General features: G+C 75.0%; 16 protein-coding genes. 7 read left to right on the top strand and 9 right to left on the bottom strand.

Going from position 1 to position 13,565, the window contains the following annotated elements:
* Window positions 1–17 precede the first annotated feature (17 nt).
* From sepX to ACQP04_RS05105, 4 genes are all read right to left on the bottom strand, one after another.
* Entirely contained in the window at window positions 18–1,424 is a 1,407-nt protein-coding gene (gene sepX, locus ACQP04_RS05120) for a divisome protein SepX/GlpR (protein ID WP_433505914.1), read from the bottom strand.
* Between the two features lie 239 nt (window positions 1,425–1,663).
* On the bottom strand, window positions 1,664–2,326 hold the full coding sequence (locus ACQP04_RS05115; protein WP_037047617.1) for a GNAT family N-acetyltransferase: 663 nt from the start codon (window positions 2,324–2,326) through the stop codon (window positions 1,664–1,666).
* 4 nt (window positions 2,327–2,330) lie between these two features.
* Entirely contained in the window at window positions 2,331–3,560 is a 1,230-nt protein-coding gene (glp, locus tag ACQP04_RS05110; RefSeq protein WP_433505913.1) for a molybdotransferase-like divisome protein Glp, read from the bottom strand.
* A gap of 4 nt (window positions 3,561–3,564) precedes the next feature.
* Entirely contained in the window at window positions 3,565–4,452 is an 888-nt protein-coding gene (locus ACQP04_RS05105) for a UTP--glucose-1-phosphate uridylyltransferase (RefSeq protein ID WP_433505912.1), read from the bottom strand.
* Window positions 4,453–4,486: 34 nt separating this feature from the next.
* On the opposite strand from ACQP04_RS05105, the gene ACQP04_RS05100 reads away from it, so the two are divergent.
* The 4 genes from ACQP04_RS05100 (at window position 4,487) to mscL (ending at window position 6,810) form a co-directional block, all read left to right on the top strand.
* Window positions 4,487–5,173, top strand: coding sequence for a 5-formyltetrahydrofolate cyclo-ligase (locus ACQP04_RS05100; RefSeq protein WP_433505911.1), 687 nt, complete (start codon window positions 4,487–4,489; stop codon window positions 5,171–5,173).
* 51 nt (window positions 5,174–5,224) lie between these two features.
* Window positions 5,225–5,548 (top strand): FmdB family zinc ribbon protein, encoded by a 324-nt coding sequence (locus ACQP04_RS05095; RefSeq protein ID WP_433505910.1) that lies wholly within the window; start codon window positions 5,225–5,227, stop codon window positions 5,546–5,548.
* A gap of 97 nt (window positions 5,549–5,645) precedes the next feature.
* Window positions 5,646–6,344, top strand: a complete 699-nt coding sequence (locus tag ACQP04_RS05090) for an SAF domain-containing protein (protein WP_433505909.1) — start codon at window positions 5,646–5,648, stop codon at window positions 6,342–6,344.
* A gap of 46 nt (window positions 6,345–6,390) precedes the next feature.
* Complete coding sequence (mscL, locus tag ACQP04_RS05085) at window positions 6,391–6,810, top strand: large conductance mechanosensitive channel protein MscL (RefSeq protein ID WP_433505908.1); 420 nt, start codon at window positions 6,391–6,393, stop codon at window positions 6,808–6,810.
* A gap of 27 nt (window positions 6,811–6,837) precedes the next feature.
* Here the strand turns inward: mscL and ACQP04_RS05080 are convergent, their stop codons facing one another.
* A complete protein-coding gene (locus tag ACQP04_RS05080) occupies window positions 6,838–7,011 on the bottom strand; it encodes a hypothetical protein (protein ID WP_433505907.1) in 174 nt (57 codons plus the stop codon).
* Window positions 7,012–7,102: 91 nt separating this feature from the next.
* Between ACQP04_RS05080 and ACQP04_RS05075 the strand changes: the two genes are divergently transcribed.
* Window positions 7,103–7,618, top strand: a complete 516-nt coding sequence (locus tag ACQP04_RS05075) for an Rv0909 family putative TA system antitoxin (RefSeq protein ID WP_433505906.1) — start codon at window positions 7,103–7,105, stop codon at window positions 7,616–7,618.
* A 60-nt stretch (window positions 7,619–7,678) separates the two neighbouring features.
* Here the strand turns inward: ACQP04_RS05075 and ACQP04_RS05070 are convergent, their stop codons facing one another.
* Together ACQP04_RS05070 and ACQP04_RS05065 are read right to left on the bottom strand one after the other, a co-directional pair.
* Window positions 7,679–8,170, bottom strand: a complete 492-nt coding sequence (locus ACQP04_RS05070; protein WP_372463029.1) for a MogA/MoaB family molybdenum cofactor biosynthesis protein — start codon at window positions 8,168–8,170, stop codon at window positions 7,679–7,681.
* A 245-nt stretch (window positions 8,171–8,415) separates the two neighbouring features.
* Window positions 8,416–9,738, bottom strand: a complete 1,323-nt coding sequence (locus ACQP04_RS05065; RefSeq protein WP_433505905.1) for a S1C family serine protease — start codon at window positions 9,736–9,738, stop codon at window positions 8,416–8,418.
* A 143-nt stretch (window positions 9,739–9,881) separates the two neighbouring features.
* On the opposite strand from ACQP04_RS05065, the gene ACQP04_RS05060 reads away from it, so the two are divergent.
* Window positions 9,882–10,535: an ArsR/SmtB family transcription factor gene (locus ACQP04_RS05060; protein ID WP_433505904.1), complete on the top strand. Its 654-nt coding sequence runs from the start codon at window positions 9,882–9,884 to the stop codon at window positions 10,533–10,535.
* Window positions 10,532–11,188 (top strand): SRPBCC family protein, encoded by a 657-nt coding sequence (locus tag ACQP04_RS05055; protein ID WP_433505903.1) that lies wholly within the window; start codon window positions 10,532–10,534, stop codon window positions 11,186–11,188. The genes ACQP04_RS05060 and ACQP04_RS05055 overlap by 4 nt, the downstream gene beginning before the upstream one ends.
* Window position 11,189: 1 nt before the next feature.
* On the opposite strand, the gene ACQP04_RS05050 is transcribed toward ACQP04_RS05055, so the two are convergent.
* Window positions 11,190–12,617, bottom strand: coding sequence for a sensor histidine kinase (locus tag ACQP04_RS05050; RefSeq protein ID WP_433505902.1), 1,428 nt, complete (start codon window positions 12,615–12,617; stop codon window positions 11,190–11,192).
* On the bottom strand, window positions 12,614–13,312 hold the full coding sequence (locus tag ACQP04_RS05045; protein WP_037047633.1) for a response regulator transcription factor: 699 nt from the start codon (window positions 13,310–13,312) through the stop codon (window positions 12,614–12,616). Before ACQP04_RS05045 ends, ACQP04_RS05050 begins: the two co-directional genes overlap by 4 nt.
* Between the last annotated feature and the right edge of the window lie 253 nt (window positions 13,313–13,565).

Genomic DNA, 13,565 nt, shown 5'->3' with positions numbered 1-13,565 from the left:
AGGAACCATATCAGCCGCTATTCACCGGCTGCACGGCGGTATGCCCCTGCGGGTCCGCGCGGGCCCGCCTCCGTGTCGAGCGGCAGGTCCTCGTCGTCCTCGTCGACGTCGACCAGCTCCGTTCCCGCAGGCAGCGGGGGCGGCGGGGCCGGCTGGAGGCGCGGCAGGGCGGGCTCGAACCCGGCGTCGGCGGAGTCCTCGCCGTCGACCGTGCGGCGCTTGGCGGGGAGCACCCCGACGGGCTCGCCGGTCCCGCGGACCCGGTCCGGCTCGCCGTCGTCGGCGGTCCAGTCCTCGTCCTCCTCGGCGTCGTGCTCGGCGTCGGCCCCGCCGTCGGACTCGTCGTCGTACCCGGGGCCCCCGTCGCGCTCGTCCTCGTGGACCTCCCGCGGTGCGCCGGCGACCTCGCGGCCGCGGCGGGCCCAGTCGTCGAGGGCCGGGTCGTCGCCGGCGGACGCACGGCGGGTGCCGGCCATCCGGGCCGCCCGGCGGGCGCGGATCGCCTCCTCCATGCGCACCTGGCGGCGCAGGTAGACCAGGTAGCCGACGAGCGTGAGGTCGACCAGGCCGTGGACCCACCAGATCGCGGGCAGCACCAGCAGGGCGACGCCCGCCGTGACCACGGCCAGGACCAGCAGCCCGATCACGACCCGCTGACGGAAGGCGTAGCGGGCGCGGGCGGCCAGGGCGGCGGCCTCGGGGTCGAAGCCACCGCGGCCGGGACGGAAGGCGGCCGGCGGGCGCTCCCAGCGCCGCTCCTCGGCCTCCGCGTGATCGCGGGGCTCGTGACGGGCCGGGGCAGTACCTTCGCCGTCGCGGTGCCGGTCCTCCTCGTCCCAGGAGTAGTAGCCCGCGGCGGCGTAGCCCTCCTCCGGGTCGGCGGCGGTCGGGCCGTCGAGGTCGCGCTCGTCGTCGGCGTCGTACTCGGAAGCCTCGTGCCCGGCGGCCTCGTACTCGCGGACGTCGTCCTCGTCGGCCGCGTACCCGTCGCGGTCGCGGTCGTCCTGGTCACGGTCGTCGCGGTCGTCGCGGTCGTCGCGGTCGTCGCGGTCGTCGCGGTCGTCGCGGTCGTCGCGGTCGTCGCGGTCGTCGCGGTCATCGCGGACATCCTGGTCGTCCGCCGCGTCCCGCTCCTCGTGGTCCGCCGGCCCCTCCCGCTCCTCGCGGGCAGCCTCGCGGGCGGCGGGCACACGGGTCTCCGGGCCGGGTCCGGTGCTCGTCGCGAGAGTGCCGGCGGCCCGCTCGTCGTCCGTGTCCATCCCGTACACCTCCAGGGTCCGGTGCCGCACGGGCCGCGCGAGCACCCGGCCGGAGAGCGCGGCCGGACTGGGCCGCACGACCTCCTGCTGACGCCGCGCGACCGCCGGGACGAGGATGAGCAGCCAGATCATCACGAGACCCGCGAAGATCAGCGAGCTGGGCACGGCTGCTTCCTCCCCCCGATCGGCGCAGTCGAGACGCGTCCCCTCCGGCGGCCGGAGCCAAGATCACGCCCGGACACACCACGGTAGTGAGCCCGAACGTGGGATCCGGCGAACGACGCGCCGTCATCACACACGGGATCACTGATTCCCCCGGGACGGTTGTGACGGATGGTGCACCAGTGAGCACTGCCCGCGACGACGCACCGTTCCGGGCGCCCGGCGCCACCCGTCGGGGGAGATCAGGCCCGCGAGGCCCGCCCCTCCGCGACCAGCCGCGCCGCCAGACCACCCGGCGGCAGCTCCTCGACGGTCTGCGCGAAGCAGAGATGGTCCCGCCAGGCCCCGTCGACGTCGAGGTAGCGGCGGAAGAGCCCCTCCTCGCGGAAGCCGAGCTTGGTGAGCACCCGCAGGCTCGGCCCGTTCTCCGGCCGCACGGTCGCCTCGAGGCGGTGCAGCCCCACGGGCCCGAAGCAGTGGTCGACGGCGAGCGCCACGGCCGCCGTCGTGACGCCCTTGTTCGTGACCCGCGCGTCGCACCAGTAGCCGACGTAGGCCGAGAGCAGCGGCTCCCGCACCACGTTGCCGATCATCACCTGGCCGACGAGCCGCCCGTCCAGGGTGATCGCGAACGGCAGCGCGGCCCCGCGCCGGGCGGCCGAGCGCAACAGCCACCAGCGGCCCGGCCACTCCCCCGCCGAGTTGCGCCGCGCCCAGCCGCCCGGGGTGGACGGCTCCCACTGGACGAGGTGCTGCTGGTCGCGGATCCGGATCTCCGACCAGGCCGCGCCGTCCGAGAGCTTGACCGGGCGGAGCTCGACCCGCCCGCCGGAGACCGTCAGCGGTCCGAGCCGCGCCGGCCAGCCGGGGTGACGCCCGGCGTACTCGGGCAGCGTGTGGGCCACCGGGCTACCGGCGTGCGGACAGGAGACTGACGTCGACGCGCTCGTCGACGGTGACGTCCGTGGTCTCCTCGGGCACCGTGATCAGCGCGTTGGCCTCGGCGAGCGTGGCCAGCAGGTGCGTGCCGCCGGTGGCGAGGGGCTGCACGAGGTAGTCCCCCGACGCGACCTCGCGGAGCAGCCGCCCGCGCAGGTAGGAGCGCCGCCCGTGGGGCGACGACACCGGCGAGGTCAGCCGCGCGGCCACCAGCCGGCGGTACGGGTCCGGCATGCCGAGCCCGAGCCGGATCAGCGGCCGGACGAACACCTCGAACAGCACGAGCGCGGTGGCCGGGCTCGACGGGAACAGGAAGGTGGGCACGGCGTCCCGGCCGAGCCGGCCGAACCCCTGCGACGAGCCCGGCGCCATCGCGACCCGGGTCGTGTCGATCTCGCCCAGCCCGGTGAACGCGGCCTTGGCCTCGGCGCCGGCGTTGCCGCCCGCGCCGCCGCACACCACCACGACCTCGCTGAACGGCAGCAGGTCCTCCACCGCCGACCGCAGCTCGCGCGCGTCGCAGCGGACCAGCCGCGGCGGGCGCGGCATCTCGGCGCCGGCCTCGCGGGCGGCGGCCGCGAGCGCGTAGGAGCTGACGTCGGGCACGTGGCCGGCCGAGGCCGGCCGTGAGACGTCGACCAGCTCGTCGCCCATCGAGACCACGGACACCCGCGGGCGCGGGTGGACCAGCACCTTGTCCCGGCCGGCGGCGGCGAGCAGAGCCACCTGGGCCGCGCGGATCACGGCGTCCCGGCGGACGGCGACGTCGCCCGGCTGGATGTCCTCGCCGACCCGGCGCACGTACGCCGCCGAGGGCACACCCCGCGTGACCCGCAGGCGCGCGGAGCCCCCGTCCGTGTGCGCGACCGGCAGGACGGCGTCGGCAAGCGTGGGCAGCGGCGCGCCCGCACTGACCCGGACGGCCTGCCCGGGCTGCAGCCGCAGCGGCTGACGGGAGCCGGCCGGGATCTCCCCGACCACGGGGAGCCCGACGGGCTCGGCCTCGCTGCCGCCCACGACGTCGACGCTGCGTACGGCGTAGCCGTCGATCGCGGCCTGGTCGAACCCGGGCAGGGCGCGGGAGGTGACGACCTCCTCGGCACTACGCAGACCCTGGGCGTCGGAGATCGCCACGCGTACGGGCGCAGGCCGCACCGCGATCTCCAGAACGCGTTTGAGCTGCTCGTCGACACTCCGCACGGCGTCAGTTTTCCAGGCGCTCCCGCAGCCAGGTGCGCAAGGACGCGCCGTAGTCCGGGTGCTGGAGGGCGAAGTCGACGAACGCACGGACGTAGCCGCCCGGGTTGCCGAGGTCGTGCCGCCCGCCCCGGTGGACCACGATGTGGACCGGGTGGCCCTCGTCGATGAGGAGCTGCACCGCGTCCGTGAGCTGGAGCTCGCCGCCGGCGCCGGGCTCGATCCGGCGGAGCGCGTCGAAGATCGCCCGGTCCAGCACGTACCGGCCGGCGGCGGCGAAGGTCGAGGGCGCCTCCTCGGCGGAGGGCTTCTCCACCATGCCGTGCACCTGCTTGACGTCCGGGTCGCCGGTGTCGCTGACGTCGAACACCCCGTAGGGCGAGATCTCCTCCTTCGGGATGTCGAAGGCGCACAGGACGCTGCCGCCCTTCTCGGCGCGCACCTCGATCATCCGGTTGAGGACGCCGGTGGGCAGCACGATGTCGTCCGGCAGCAGGACCGCGATCGCCTGCTCGTCCTCCGCCAGGGCCTGCTCGGCCTGGGCCACCGCGTGCCCGAGCCCCTTGGGCTCGTACTGGTAGACGGTCTTGACCTCGATCAGGCCCGGCGCGCGCTGCACCTTCTCCAGGAGCGCCTCCTTGCCGCGGGCCTCGAGGGTCTTCTCCAGGTCTGGCGCGGCCTCGAAGTACCCGGCGACGGACTCCTTGCCGGGCGAGGTGACGATCAGCAGCTGCTGCGCCCCCGCCTCGGCGGCCTCGGCGGCGATCAGCTCGACGCCCGGGGTGTCGACGACCGGCAGCAGTTCCTTCGGCACGGCCTTGGTCGTCGGGAGGAAACGCGTGCCCAGACCGGCGGCGGGGACGACGGCCGAGCGCAGGACGGAGGGCTGGCTCATCCCGCGAGCCTATCGGCGCGGTTAGCGTGGACGGGTGCTGGAGCGTGAAACGGCCCACGAACCGGGGGTGGACGCGGCCGGGACCCCGGTCGGAGCGACCCCGGGTGACGACGTTCCGGCCCCCGACGTCGCCCGGCGGAAGGACGCGCTGCGCGCCCGGCTGCTGCGGGCCCGGCGCGCGCTCACGCCGGAGCAGCGCGCCGCCGCGGCGGAGGATCTCCGCGGCCACGTCCTGGAGCTCGCGCAGGAGCTGCGCGACGGCCCGGTGTGCGCGTACCTGCCGATCGGCGCCGAACCCGGATCGGTCGCGCTGCTCGACGCGCTGCGCGCGGCCGGCCGCTCGGTGCTGCTGCCGGTGGTCCCGCCCCGGCCCGGGCCGCTGGACTGGGCCGCGTACACCGGCCCGGACTCCCTCGGCCCCGGCCCGCTCGGGCTGCGCGAACCCACCACGCCGCGGCTCGGACCGGCCGTCCTGCGCACGGCGGTGCTGGTCCTGGTGCCCGCGCTGGCCGCGGACCGGGCAGGGCGACGACTGGGCCGGGGCGGCGGCTACTACGACCGCACCCTCGGCGCCGTGCCCGCGGGTGTGCCGGTGGTGGCGCTCCTGCACGACGGCGAGCTGCTCGACGAGGTGCCGGCCGACCCGCACGACCGCCCGGTCACGGGTGTGGTGCTGCCGACTCCCGGGACCGTCCCGACGGGGAACAACGGACGGGACTGACGGGTTATGCTGGCACTCGCTCATACAGAGTGCCAGTTTCCGGAGGATCACGTGCCGACCTACCAGTACGCCTGTACCGCTTGCGACCACCGGTTCGAGGCCGTGCAGTCCTTCTCGGACGACGCGCTGACCGAGTGCCCGGCCTGCGGCGGCAAGCTGCGCAAGGTCTTCTCCTCGGTCGGGATCGTGTTCAAGGGCAGCGGCTTCTACCGGACCGACAGCCGGTCCGGCGCGAGCAGCGTGAGCTCCTCGAGCTCCTCGGACGGCGTGAGCTCCTCCTCGGAGTCCTCGCCCGCGAAGTCGGACTCCGGGTCGGGCTCGAAGTCCGACTCCGGCACATCCTCCACCAGCGCCCCCGCCGCGGCCGCGTCCTGAGCCCTCCGGGGCGGGAGTTGTCCACACCCCGCCCCGTCCATCCACAGACCCGCGATCGGGCCGGGGACCACCGCGTTCCCGGCCTAGCGTCGCGGGCATGGCAGAGCGACGCGCCCGTCCGGGACCGAGCGACACGAGCGGCAGGACGACGGGCGGGACCACCGGCCCGGTCGAGGTCGTGGCGGCCCTCCTCGGCAGGGCGAGCTGGCGCCGCGCGGTCCTGGTCCGCCGGTGCCTCGCAGCCGTGCTCGTGGCCGTCGCCGCCGTGCTCGCCCTGTCCCCCGGCGGCGGCAGCACGACCGAGGTCGTCGTGGCCGCCCGGGACCTCGCGCCGGGCAGCGTGGTCGCCGCGGCGGACCTGACGCGCACGACCTGGCCCGCCGAGCTCGTGCCCGCCGGCGCCGTCGGCGTCGCCGCGGCCGAGGGCCGCGTCCTGGCCGGTGCTCTGCGCGCCGGCGAGCCCCTCACCGATCTCCGCCTGGCGGGCGCCGCCCTGGCCGCGGCCGCCACCGGCATGCCCGACGCCGCCGCGGTTCCCGTCCGCCTGGCCGACCCGGACGTTGCGGCGTTGCTCACACCCGGTGTCCGGGTGGACGTCGTCGCGGCCGCGCCCGAGGGCGGCGAGCCGACCGTGCTGGCCGACTCGGCGGTGGTCCTGACCGTGCTGGAGCCCGGAGGAACGCCCGGCGGGACCGGCGGGCGCGGCCGATCGGCCCTGGTCGCGCTCCCGCGGGAGCTCGCGACCCGGGTGGCGGCTGCCTCGCTCTCCGATCAGGTCGCCGTTACCCTCCGCTGACGGTAGTGATCACGTAAGCCGATCCGTCGGTCACCGGAGGGGAACCGTGCTCAAGGGCTTCAAGGACTTCATCCTGCGCGGCAACGTCGTGGACCTCGCGGTCGCGGTCGTCATCGGCGCCGCGTTCACCGCGATCGTCACGGCGTTCACGGGCAGCATCATCCAGCCGCTGCTCAACGCCATCACGCCGCCGGACGTCCCGGCGCTCGGTGTTCAGCTGCAGGCCGACAAGCCCAGCACCCTGATCAACTTCTCCGAGGTCATCGCGGCGGCGATCAACTTCCTCATCGTCGCGGCGATCGTCTACTTCGTCTTCGTACTGCCGATCCAGACGATCAAGAGCCGCCGCAAGCGGGGCGAGGAGGCGGGTCCCGCGGAGCCGACGGACGTCGAGCTGCTCGCCGAGATCCGGGACCTGCTCAGGTCGCAGGCCAACTCCACCGGCAACGGTCGCCACCAGGCCTGACCCTGCCCTCGCGGCCCCACGGCCCGGCTATCCGTCCTGGTCGTGGTGGGGCGGACGGTTCGCCCGGTACCACTCCTCGTCCTGCTCGCGCCCCCGGTCGGCCGGGCGCGGATCATCGAGCTCGTCCCGCGTCACGTCGGGCATCGTGTCGCCGAAGACCTCCGCGAGCCGGCGACGGACCCGATCCGGCAGTTCCGCCATTCCCCCATGTTGCCAGGCCACATCGGCTCGGTTCGGTGCCACGATGGTCGTGGACGCCGGGTGACCGGGTGGCGAACAGTGGGGGAGACCCATGACCATGCAGGACAAGGCCAAGGAACTGCTCGACAAGGCGAAGCCGGTCCTGGACCAGGCGCAGGAGAAGGTCAAGCCGTACCTGAACCAGGCGCAGGAGAAGGCCGGGCCGTACCTCGACAAGGCCTCCGAGAAGGCGGCGCCGTACGTCGCGAAGGTCAAGGAGAAGGCCGGTCCCTACGCCGAGCAGGCGCGGGAGAAGGCCGGCCCGCTGGTGGAGAAGGCGGCGCAGAAGGTCGACCACGCGACCGGGCACAAGTACAGCGACAAGATCGGCACGGTGAAGGGCAAGGTCGGCGACGCGCTCAAGCCGAGCGGCGCCTCCGGGTCGGCGACGGCCACGGGGAAGGCCGCCCCGACCGCGACCGCAGAGCCGACGACCCCGGCCCCGCCCTCGCCGACGCCCACCGCGGCCACCGGGTCCACGGACGCTACCGACGCTACGAAGTCCGACACCACGAAGCCCGACGCTCCCGGGCCGAAGCCGGGCACCGGTACGACCCCGTCCGTCTGACCACCCGGGCCTGGGCAGGGTCGCCCGGGACCAGGCGCCGCCCTCGAGTGACGGAACGCGTCAGGCGTCGAGGCTCGACAGCTCGCTGATCACGTGCGTGACCAGCGGCGACAGGGTGGCCATGCCGTCCCGCACGGCGGCGCGCGAGGAGGCCAGGTTCACCACGAGGGTGCTGCCGGAGATGCCGACCAGCCCGCGGGAGAGCCCGGCGTCGACGGCACCGGCGGCGAGCCCGGAGGCCCGCAGCGCCTCGGCGATGCCGGGGATGGGACGGTCGAGGACGCCGGCGGTGGCGTCGGCCGTGACGTCCCGCGGCGACACCCCGGTGCCGCCGACGGTGATCACGAGGTCGACGCCGCCGATCACGGCGGTGTTGAGCGCGTTGCGGATCGCGACGGCCTCGCCGGGCACGGTGACCGCACCGTCGACCACGAAGCCGGCCTCCTCGAGCAGCTCCGCGACGAGCGGCCCGGTGCGGTCCTGGGTCTCGCCATGGCTGACCCGGTCGTCCACGATCACCACGAGGGCACGGCCGAGCTGCGGGGTCGCCATCTCCATGCGCTCACCGTAGTGGGCCCGGCACCGGCGGGCGCCACGGGTGGTGGGTTCACTACCCGCCCGGACAGGGCGGGACCGCGCCGGCACTGGGAGGGGGTGCCGGCACCGACGCGGACCCTGTGACCGCGTCGCGGGGCACCACGACACGGACACTTCCATCATGACCCGAAATGCGTCCCGCCCGCCGCTCCCGGACCGGATCTGCGCCGGTTGACACCTCCCAATCGGCCGGTCGGCAGCTAGCTCGGCTCACCCGCGAGGGTGACGGTGACCTGACGGTCCGCGAGCGTGAGTCCGACCTGCTCACCGGGCTCGTGGTCGCGGACCGCCGCGACCAGCTCGTCGCCGTCGGCGATGGGGCGGTCGGCGACCCGGAGCACGACGTCACCGGGATGGAGCCCCGCCTGGGCGGCCGGACCACCGGGTGTGACCTGCCCCACGACGGCGCCGCCGCTCACCGGCTGCCCGACGCCGGTGACCGTGACCCCCAGGACCGCGCGGGTCGCGCGCCCGGTGCGGTTGAGCTCGTCGGCGACGCGCTGCGCCTGGTTGACCGGGATCGAGAACCCGACGCCGATCGAGCCGCCCTGGCTGCCCCCGGTGCTGGCGATGGCCGAGTTGACCCCGACCACGCGGCCCTGCAGGTCGACCAGGGGGCCGCCGGAGTTGCCGGGGTTGATGGGGGCGTCGTGCTGGACGGCGTTGAGCACCGTCGCCTGCCCGCCCTGCTCGCCGCCGACGCTGACCGCCCGGTCGAGCGCGCTGACGATGCCGGTGGTGACCGTGCCGTCGAGGCCGAGCGGCGCACCGATCGCCACGACCTGCTGCCCGACCCGCAGCGACTCGGAGTTCCCCAGCTCCGCCGCGGTGAGCCCGCCGGCGCCGTCGAGCCGGACGAGCGCGAGGTCGGAGCCGGAGTCACGACCGGTGATCCGCCCGGCGAAGGCACGACCGTCCTGCAGCAGGGCGGTGATCGTGCCGCCCGTCGCCGCGGCCGACACCACGTGGTCGTTGGTCAGCACGAGGCCGTCCGGACTGAGCAGGATGCCGGAGCCCTCGTCCTCGCCGGGCCCGCCGCCCTCGACCTTGAGCAGCACGACGCTCGGCAGCACCTTCTCGGCCACCGCCTCGACCGGCGTGAGTTGTGCGGACGCCGGGTCGGCCTGCGGCAGGGGCCGGCCGAGCGCGCCGTCGGACACGCTCTGCCCGGCGAGGGTCCAGCCGATCCAGCCGCCGGCCAGCCCCGCGAGCAGCGCCACGACGACGGCCGCGGCCGCCAGCGGGGCGTAGCGACGCAGACGCCCGGATCTGGCGTCCCGCGACGCCACCGGAGCGGCCTGCACGGGTGGGGGCGGAGGTGCGACCTCGTGCGGCTCGATCAGGGCGTGCCGCCCGGTGTCGGTCAGCGGGTCGGGCACCGGCAGGCCCCGCGGCGGGGTCGGGTCCCCCGGGCCCCCCGGAGGCGGAGGCGCACCCGCGCTCCCGTCGGGGATCTCGTCGGGCGTGCCCGCGGCGGCGTGCCGCCCTCCGGCCTCGTGGCCGGAGCGCTCGTCGTCGGTCATCCGGGTCCGTGCTCCTCGCTCCGACGGGCGCGTCCGCGGCCGCCGCCGCGACAGGGTAGGCGGGAGCACCGCCCGCGCGCCCGGCGAGTCCGACAACAAGTCTGTTCTTGACAACATTTGTTGTCGGTGCGAGCGTGGACACCGTGACGAACGGGAGTGCGGCCGGGACCGCGGTGATCCAGGACGGTGCGGCCGCCGCGGTCGCGCTCGACCCGGTCCGTGCCCGGCTGCTGCGGGCGCTGCGCGAACCCGGCTCGGCCACCTCGCTCGCCGCCGAGCTGGGCCTGACCAGGCAGAAGGTGAACTACCACCTGCGGGCACTCGAGTCGCACGGCCTCGCCGAGCTGGTCGAGGAGCGGCGCAAGGGCAACATGACCGAGCGCGTGCTGCGGGCGACCGCGAGCGCGTACGTCGTGTCCCCGCAGGCCTGGGCGCTGGTCGCGCCGGACCCGGCGCGCGAGCCGGACCGGCTCTCCGCCCAGTGGCTGTTGGCTCTCGCCGCACGGCTGGTCCGCGAGGTCGGCACACTCATCACCCGCGCCGGCCGCAAGCGGGTGGCCACCTTCGCCATCGACGGGGAGGTGCGGTTCGCCACCGCCGCCGACCGGGCGGCGTTCGCCCGCGAGCTCGGCGAGGCCGTGAGCGCCCTCGTCGCCCGCTACCACGACGGGGCCGCACCGGGCGGGCGTCCGCACCGCCTCGTCGTCGCGCTCCATCCCGCCCTGCCGGACGCCGGAACCGCGCCCGGCACCGAGATCGACACCGAGATCACGACACGCACCGAGGAGTCGCCGTGAGCCGCCCGTTCGAGATCCGCCGCGAGGTGGTCCTGCCCGCGAGCCCCGAGGAGGTCTGGCGCGCGATCGCCACGCCGGAGGGGCAGGCCGGGTGGTTCATGTCCTCCGACCCCGAGGAGGCCGGCGCCGAGATCGAGGAGGACGCGCCGAACCGGCTCGTGCAGCGCTTCGGCACCCAGGCGATCGAATACCTCGTCGAGGCGCGCGACGGCAGCAGCACGGTGCTGCGGTTCGTCCACAGCGGCATCGCCGAGGACGACTGGGGCGACGAGTTCGAGACCATGACCGGCTTCGGCTGGGACCTCTACCTCTTCACCCTCGGCGAGTACCTGCACCACTTCCCCGGCCGCCCGGCGGCGTACGTCGAGGCCGAGGCGCCGAACACGCCGGACGCGTGGAAGCGGATCCTCGCCGCCCTCGGCGACCCGGCGGAGGGCGACACCGTCGAGATCCTGGGCGCCTCCGGTGTGGTCGACAAGCGCACCGACCACTACCTCGGCATCCGCACGTCCGACGCCCTGATCCGCTTCCACGAGCGGTCCCTGATCGGGATGCCGGTCGCCGTCGGGGACCACGACTACACCCCGGGCCTCGACGTCGGGGCGAGGACCGCGGAGTGGACGCGCTGGTTCGCCGACACCGTCCAGGGCTGAGTCAGCCGGCGGCGCGCTCCTCCGGCGGCAGGACGTCCCCGCGGCGGCCGGGCAGCCGCAGCGAGAGCAGCGCGCCTCCCTCGGGGGCGCGGCCCGCCCAGGCCGCTCCCCCGTGGCGCACCGCCACCTGCCGCACGATCGCCAGCCCCAACCCGGAGCCCGGCATCGTGCGGGAGGTGTCGGCGCGGTAGAAGCGCTCGAACACGTGCGGCAGGTCGGCCTCGGCGATACCCGGGCCCGAGTCGGCGACCTCGACGACCATCGTCCAGTCGTCGAGCGGCACCATCCGCAGCCGGACGGTCCCGTCGGGCGGGCTCCACTTCACGGCGTTGTCCAGCAGGTTCAGCACGGCCCGCTCGAGCGCGGTGGCGTCGCCGACCAGCGTCCACGGCACCAGGGACACGTCGAAGCGGAGGTCGCCCGCCCGCCGGCGCACCCGCTCCAGGGCACGCTCGACGACGTCGGTCATCTCGACGGGCTCGCGGGGCACGGCCGGGGCGTCCTCCCGGGCCAGCTCGGTGAGGTCGCCGATCAGCTGGGTGAGCTCCTCGACCTGCGCCCGGACGTCGGCCAGCATCTCCTCGCGGTCCTCGGCGGGCAGCGTCGGGGCGCCCGGCCGGTCGGCGGCCGCGAGCAGTTCCAGGTTGGTGCGCAACGACGTCAGCGGGGTGCGGAGCTCGTGGCCCGCGTCGGCGACCAGGCGGCGCTGCTGCTCCTGCGACGCGGCCAGCGCACCGAGCATCTCGTTGAAGCTCTGGGTGAGGCGGGCCAGCTCGTCCGACCCGCTCACCGGGATCGGCCGCAGCTCCCCCGTGGCCGTCACGCGCTCGGCCGCCGCGGTCAGCCGCTGCACCGGTCGAAGCCCCGCCCGGGCGACGGCCACGCCCGCGAACGCGGCGAGCACCACCCCGATGCCGCCGATCACTGGCAGCGCCGTGGCCAGCTCGGACAGCACGGCCTGCGTGGAGTCGAGCTTCTGCGCGATCACCAGGGCCCGGCCCTCGCCGGCCTCGACCGCGACGACCCGGTACCCCGCCGCCGTCCGGAAGCTGTCCTCCTCGTCGCCCCGGGCGACCTGGAGCTCGGCGTCGCTCAGCGGCGGGGCGGAGGCGGGCCCCTCGGCGGACTGCGCGAAACCCGAGCCGTAGACCAGCGCGACGCGGATGTCCCCGGCCCCGAGCACCTCCGGCGGGATCGTCGAGATCAGCTCGGGCTTGGCGAGCTCGCTCTGCGCCGCGGCCGTGGCCCGCTGGTAGAGGTTGTCGTCCAGGGTCTCCAGGATGCTCTGCCGCACGATCAGGAACGCGGCCAGCGACACCAGCACCACGACGCCGGCCGCCACCGCGGCGGCCAGGATCCCGATCCGCGCGCGCAGGCTGACCCGGTCGAGCCGCTCCCGGACCGAGGGCCAGTGCCCGCGCTCGGTCACGGCGGCGTCTCGCGCAGGACGTAGCCCACGCCGCGCACGGTGTGGATCAGCCGCGGCTCGCCCTCGGCCTCGGTCTTGCGCCGCAGGTAGCCGATGTAGACCTCGAGCGCGTTGCCCGTGGTCGGGAAGTCGTAGCCCCAGACCTGCTCGAGGATCTGCGCGCGGGTCAGCACCCGGCGCGGGTGCGAGAGCAGCAGCTCCAGCAGCGAGAACTCGGTGCGGGTCAGGCTGATCGGGCGCTCGCCGCGGCGGACGTCCCGGGTGTCCGGGTCGAGCGAGAGGTCGGAGAACTCCAGCACCTGCGACTGCCCGGCGGCCGCCGCGATGTCGTCGATCGTCCGGCGGCGCAGCAGGGCGCGCAGCCGGGCCAGCAGCTCCTCCAGCGCGAAGGGCTTCGGCAGGTAGTCGTCCGCGCCGGCATCGAGGCCCGCGACCCGGTCCGACACCGCGTCGCGCGCGGTGAGCACGAGGATCGGCAGCTCGTCGCCGGCCGCGCGCATGCGCCGGCAGACCTCCAGGCCGTCCAGCCGGGGCATCATCACGTCGAGCACCATCGCGTCGGGCCGCTGCGCGTCGACGGCCTCGAGCGCGGCCAGCCCGTCGCTCGCGAGATCGACCTGGTAACCGTTGAAGGCCAGCGAGCGGCGCAGCGACTCGCGCACCGCACGGTCGTCGTCGACGACGAGGATTCGCATGGCCGTCAGTCTCGCGCGGCGTACTGAGAAGCATCTGAGAGCCCCCTGTGACACTCGTCCGGTTCCAGTGGCGCCTGATGGATCATCCGTCGCGGTCTCGGCGCCCGAACGGCCCCTGGCTGCGTTGTCGTCAGGCCCGAATACGCCCGGTATGAGGGCCCGGCTCCGCCTTGCCAGACGCCGTCCGGATCACCGAGCCCATCGACGGTGATCCATCAGGCACCCCTTGGGATTCACGCTGTTTCATCCCGGG

Source organism: Pseudonocardia halophobica (assembly GCF_050948485.1).
GTDB lineage: Bacteria > Actinomycetota > Actinomycetes > Mycobacteriales > Pseudonocardiaceae > Pseudonocardia > Pseudonocardia halophobica.
The sequence above is the reverse complement of the archived record's forward strand: the minus strand, read 5'-3'. Positions and strand labels throughout refer to the sequence as shown.

Bases quoted from the DNA above. Each gene is read 5' to 3' on its own strand.
- ACQP04_RS05045 (WP_037047633.1), bottom strand. From the start codon at position 13,312: ATGCGAATCCTCGTCGTCGACGACGACCGTGCGGTGCGCGAGTCGCTG.
- ACQP04_RS05070 (WP_372463029.1), bottom strand. From the start codon at position 8,170: ATGGCGACCCCGCAGCTCGGCCGTGCCCTCGTGGTGATCGTGGACGAC.
- ACQP04_RS05105 (WP_433505912.1), bottom strand. From the start codon at position 4,452: ATGAGCCAGCCCTCCGTCCTGCGCTCGGCCGTCGTCCCCGCCGCCGGT.
- ACQP04_RS05080 (WP_433505907.1), bottom strand. From the start codon at position 7,011: ATGGCGGAACTGCCGGATCGGGTCCGTCGCCGGCTCGCGGAGGTCTTC.
- ACQP04_RS05065 (WP_433505905.1), bottom strand. From the start codon at position 9,738: ATGACCGACGACGAGCGCTCCGGCCACGAGGCCGGAGGGCGGCACGCC.
- ACQP04_RS05075 (WP_433505906.1), top strand. From the start codon at position 7,103: ATGACCATGCAGGACAAGGCCAAGGAACTGCTCGACAAGGCGAAGCCG.
- ACQP04_RS05090 (WP_433505909.1), top strand. From the start codon at position 5,646: ATGGCAGAGCGACGCGCCCGTCCGGGACCGAGCGACACGAGCGGCAGG.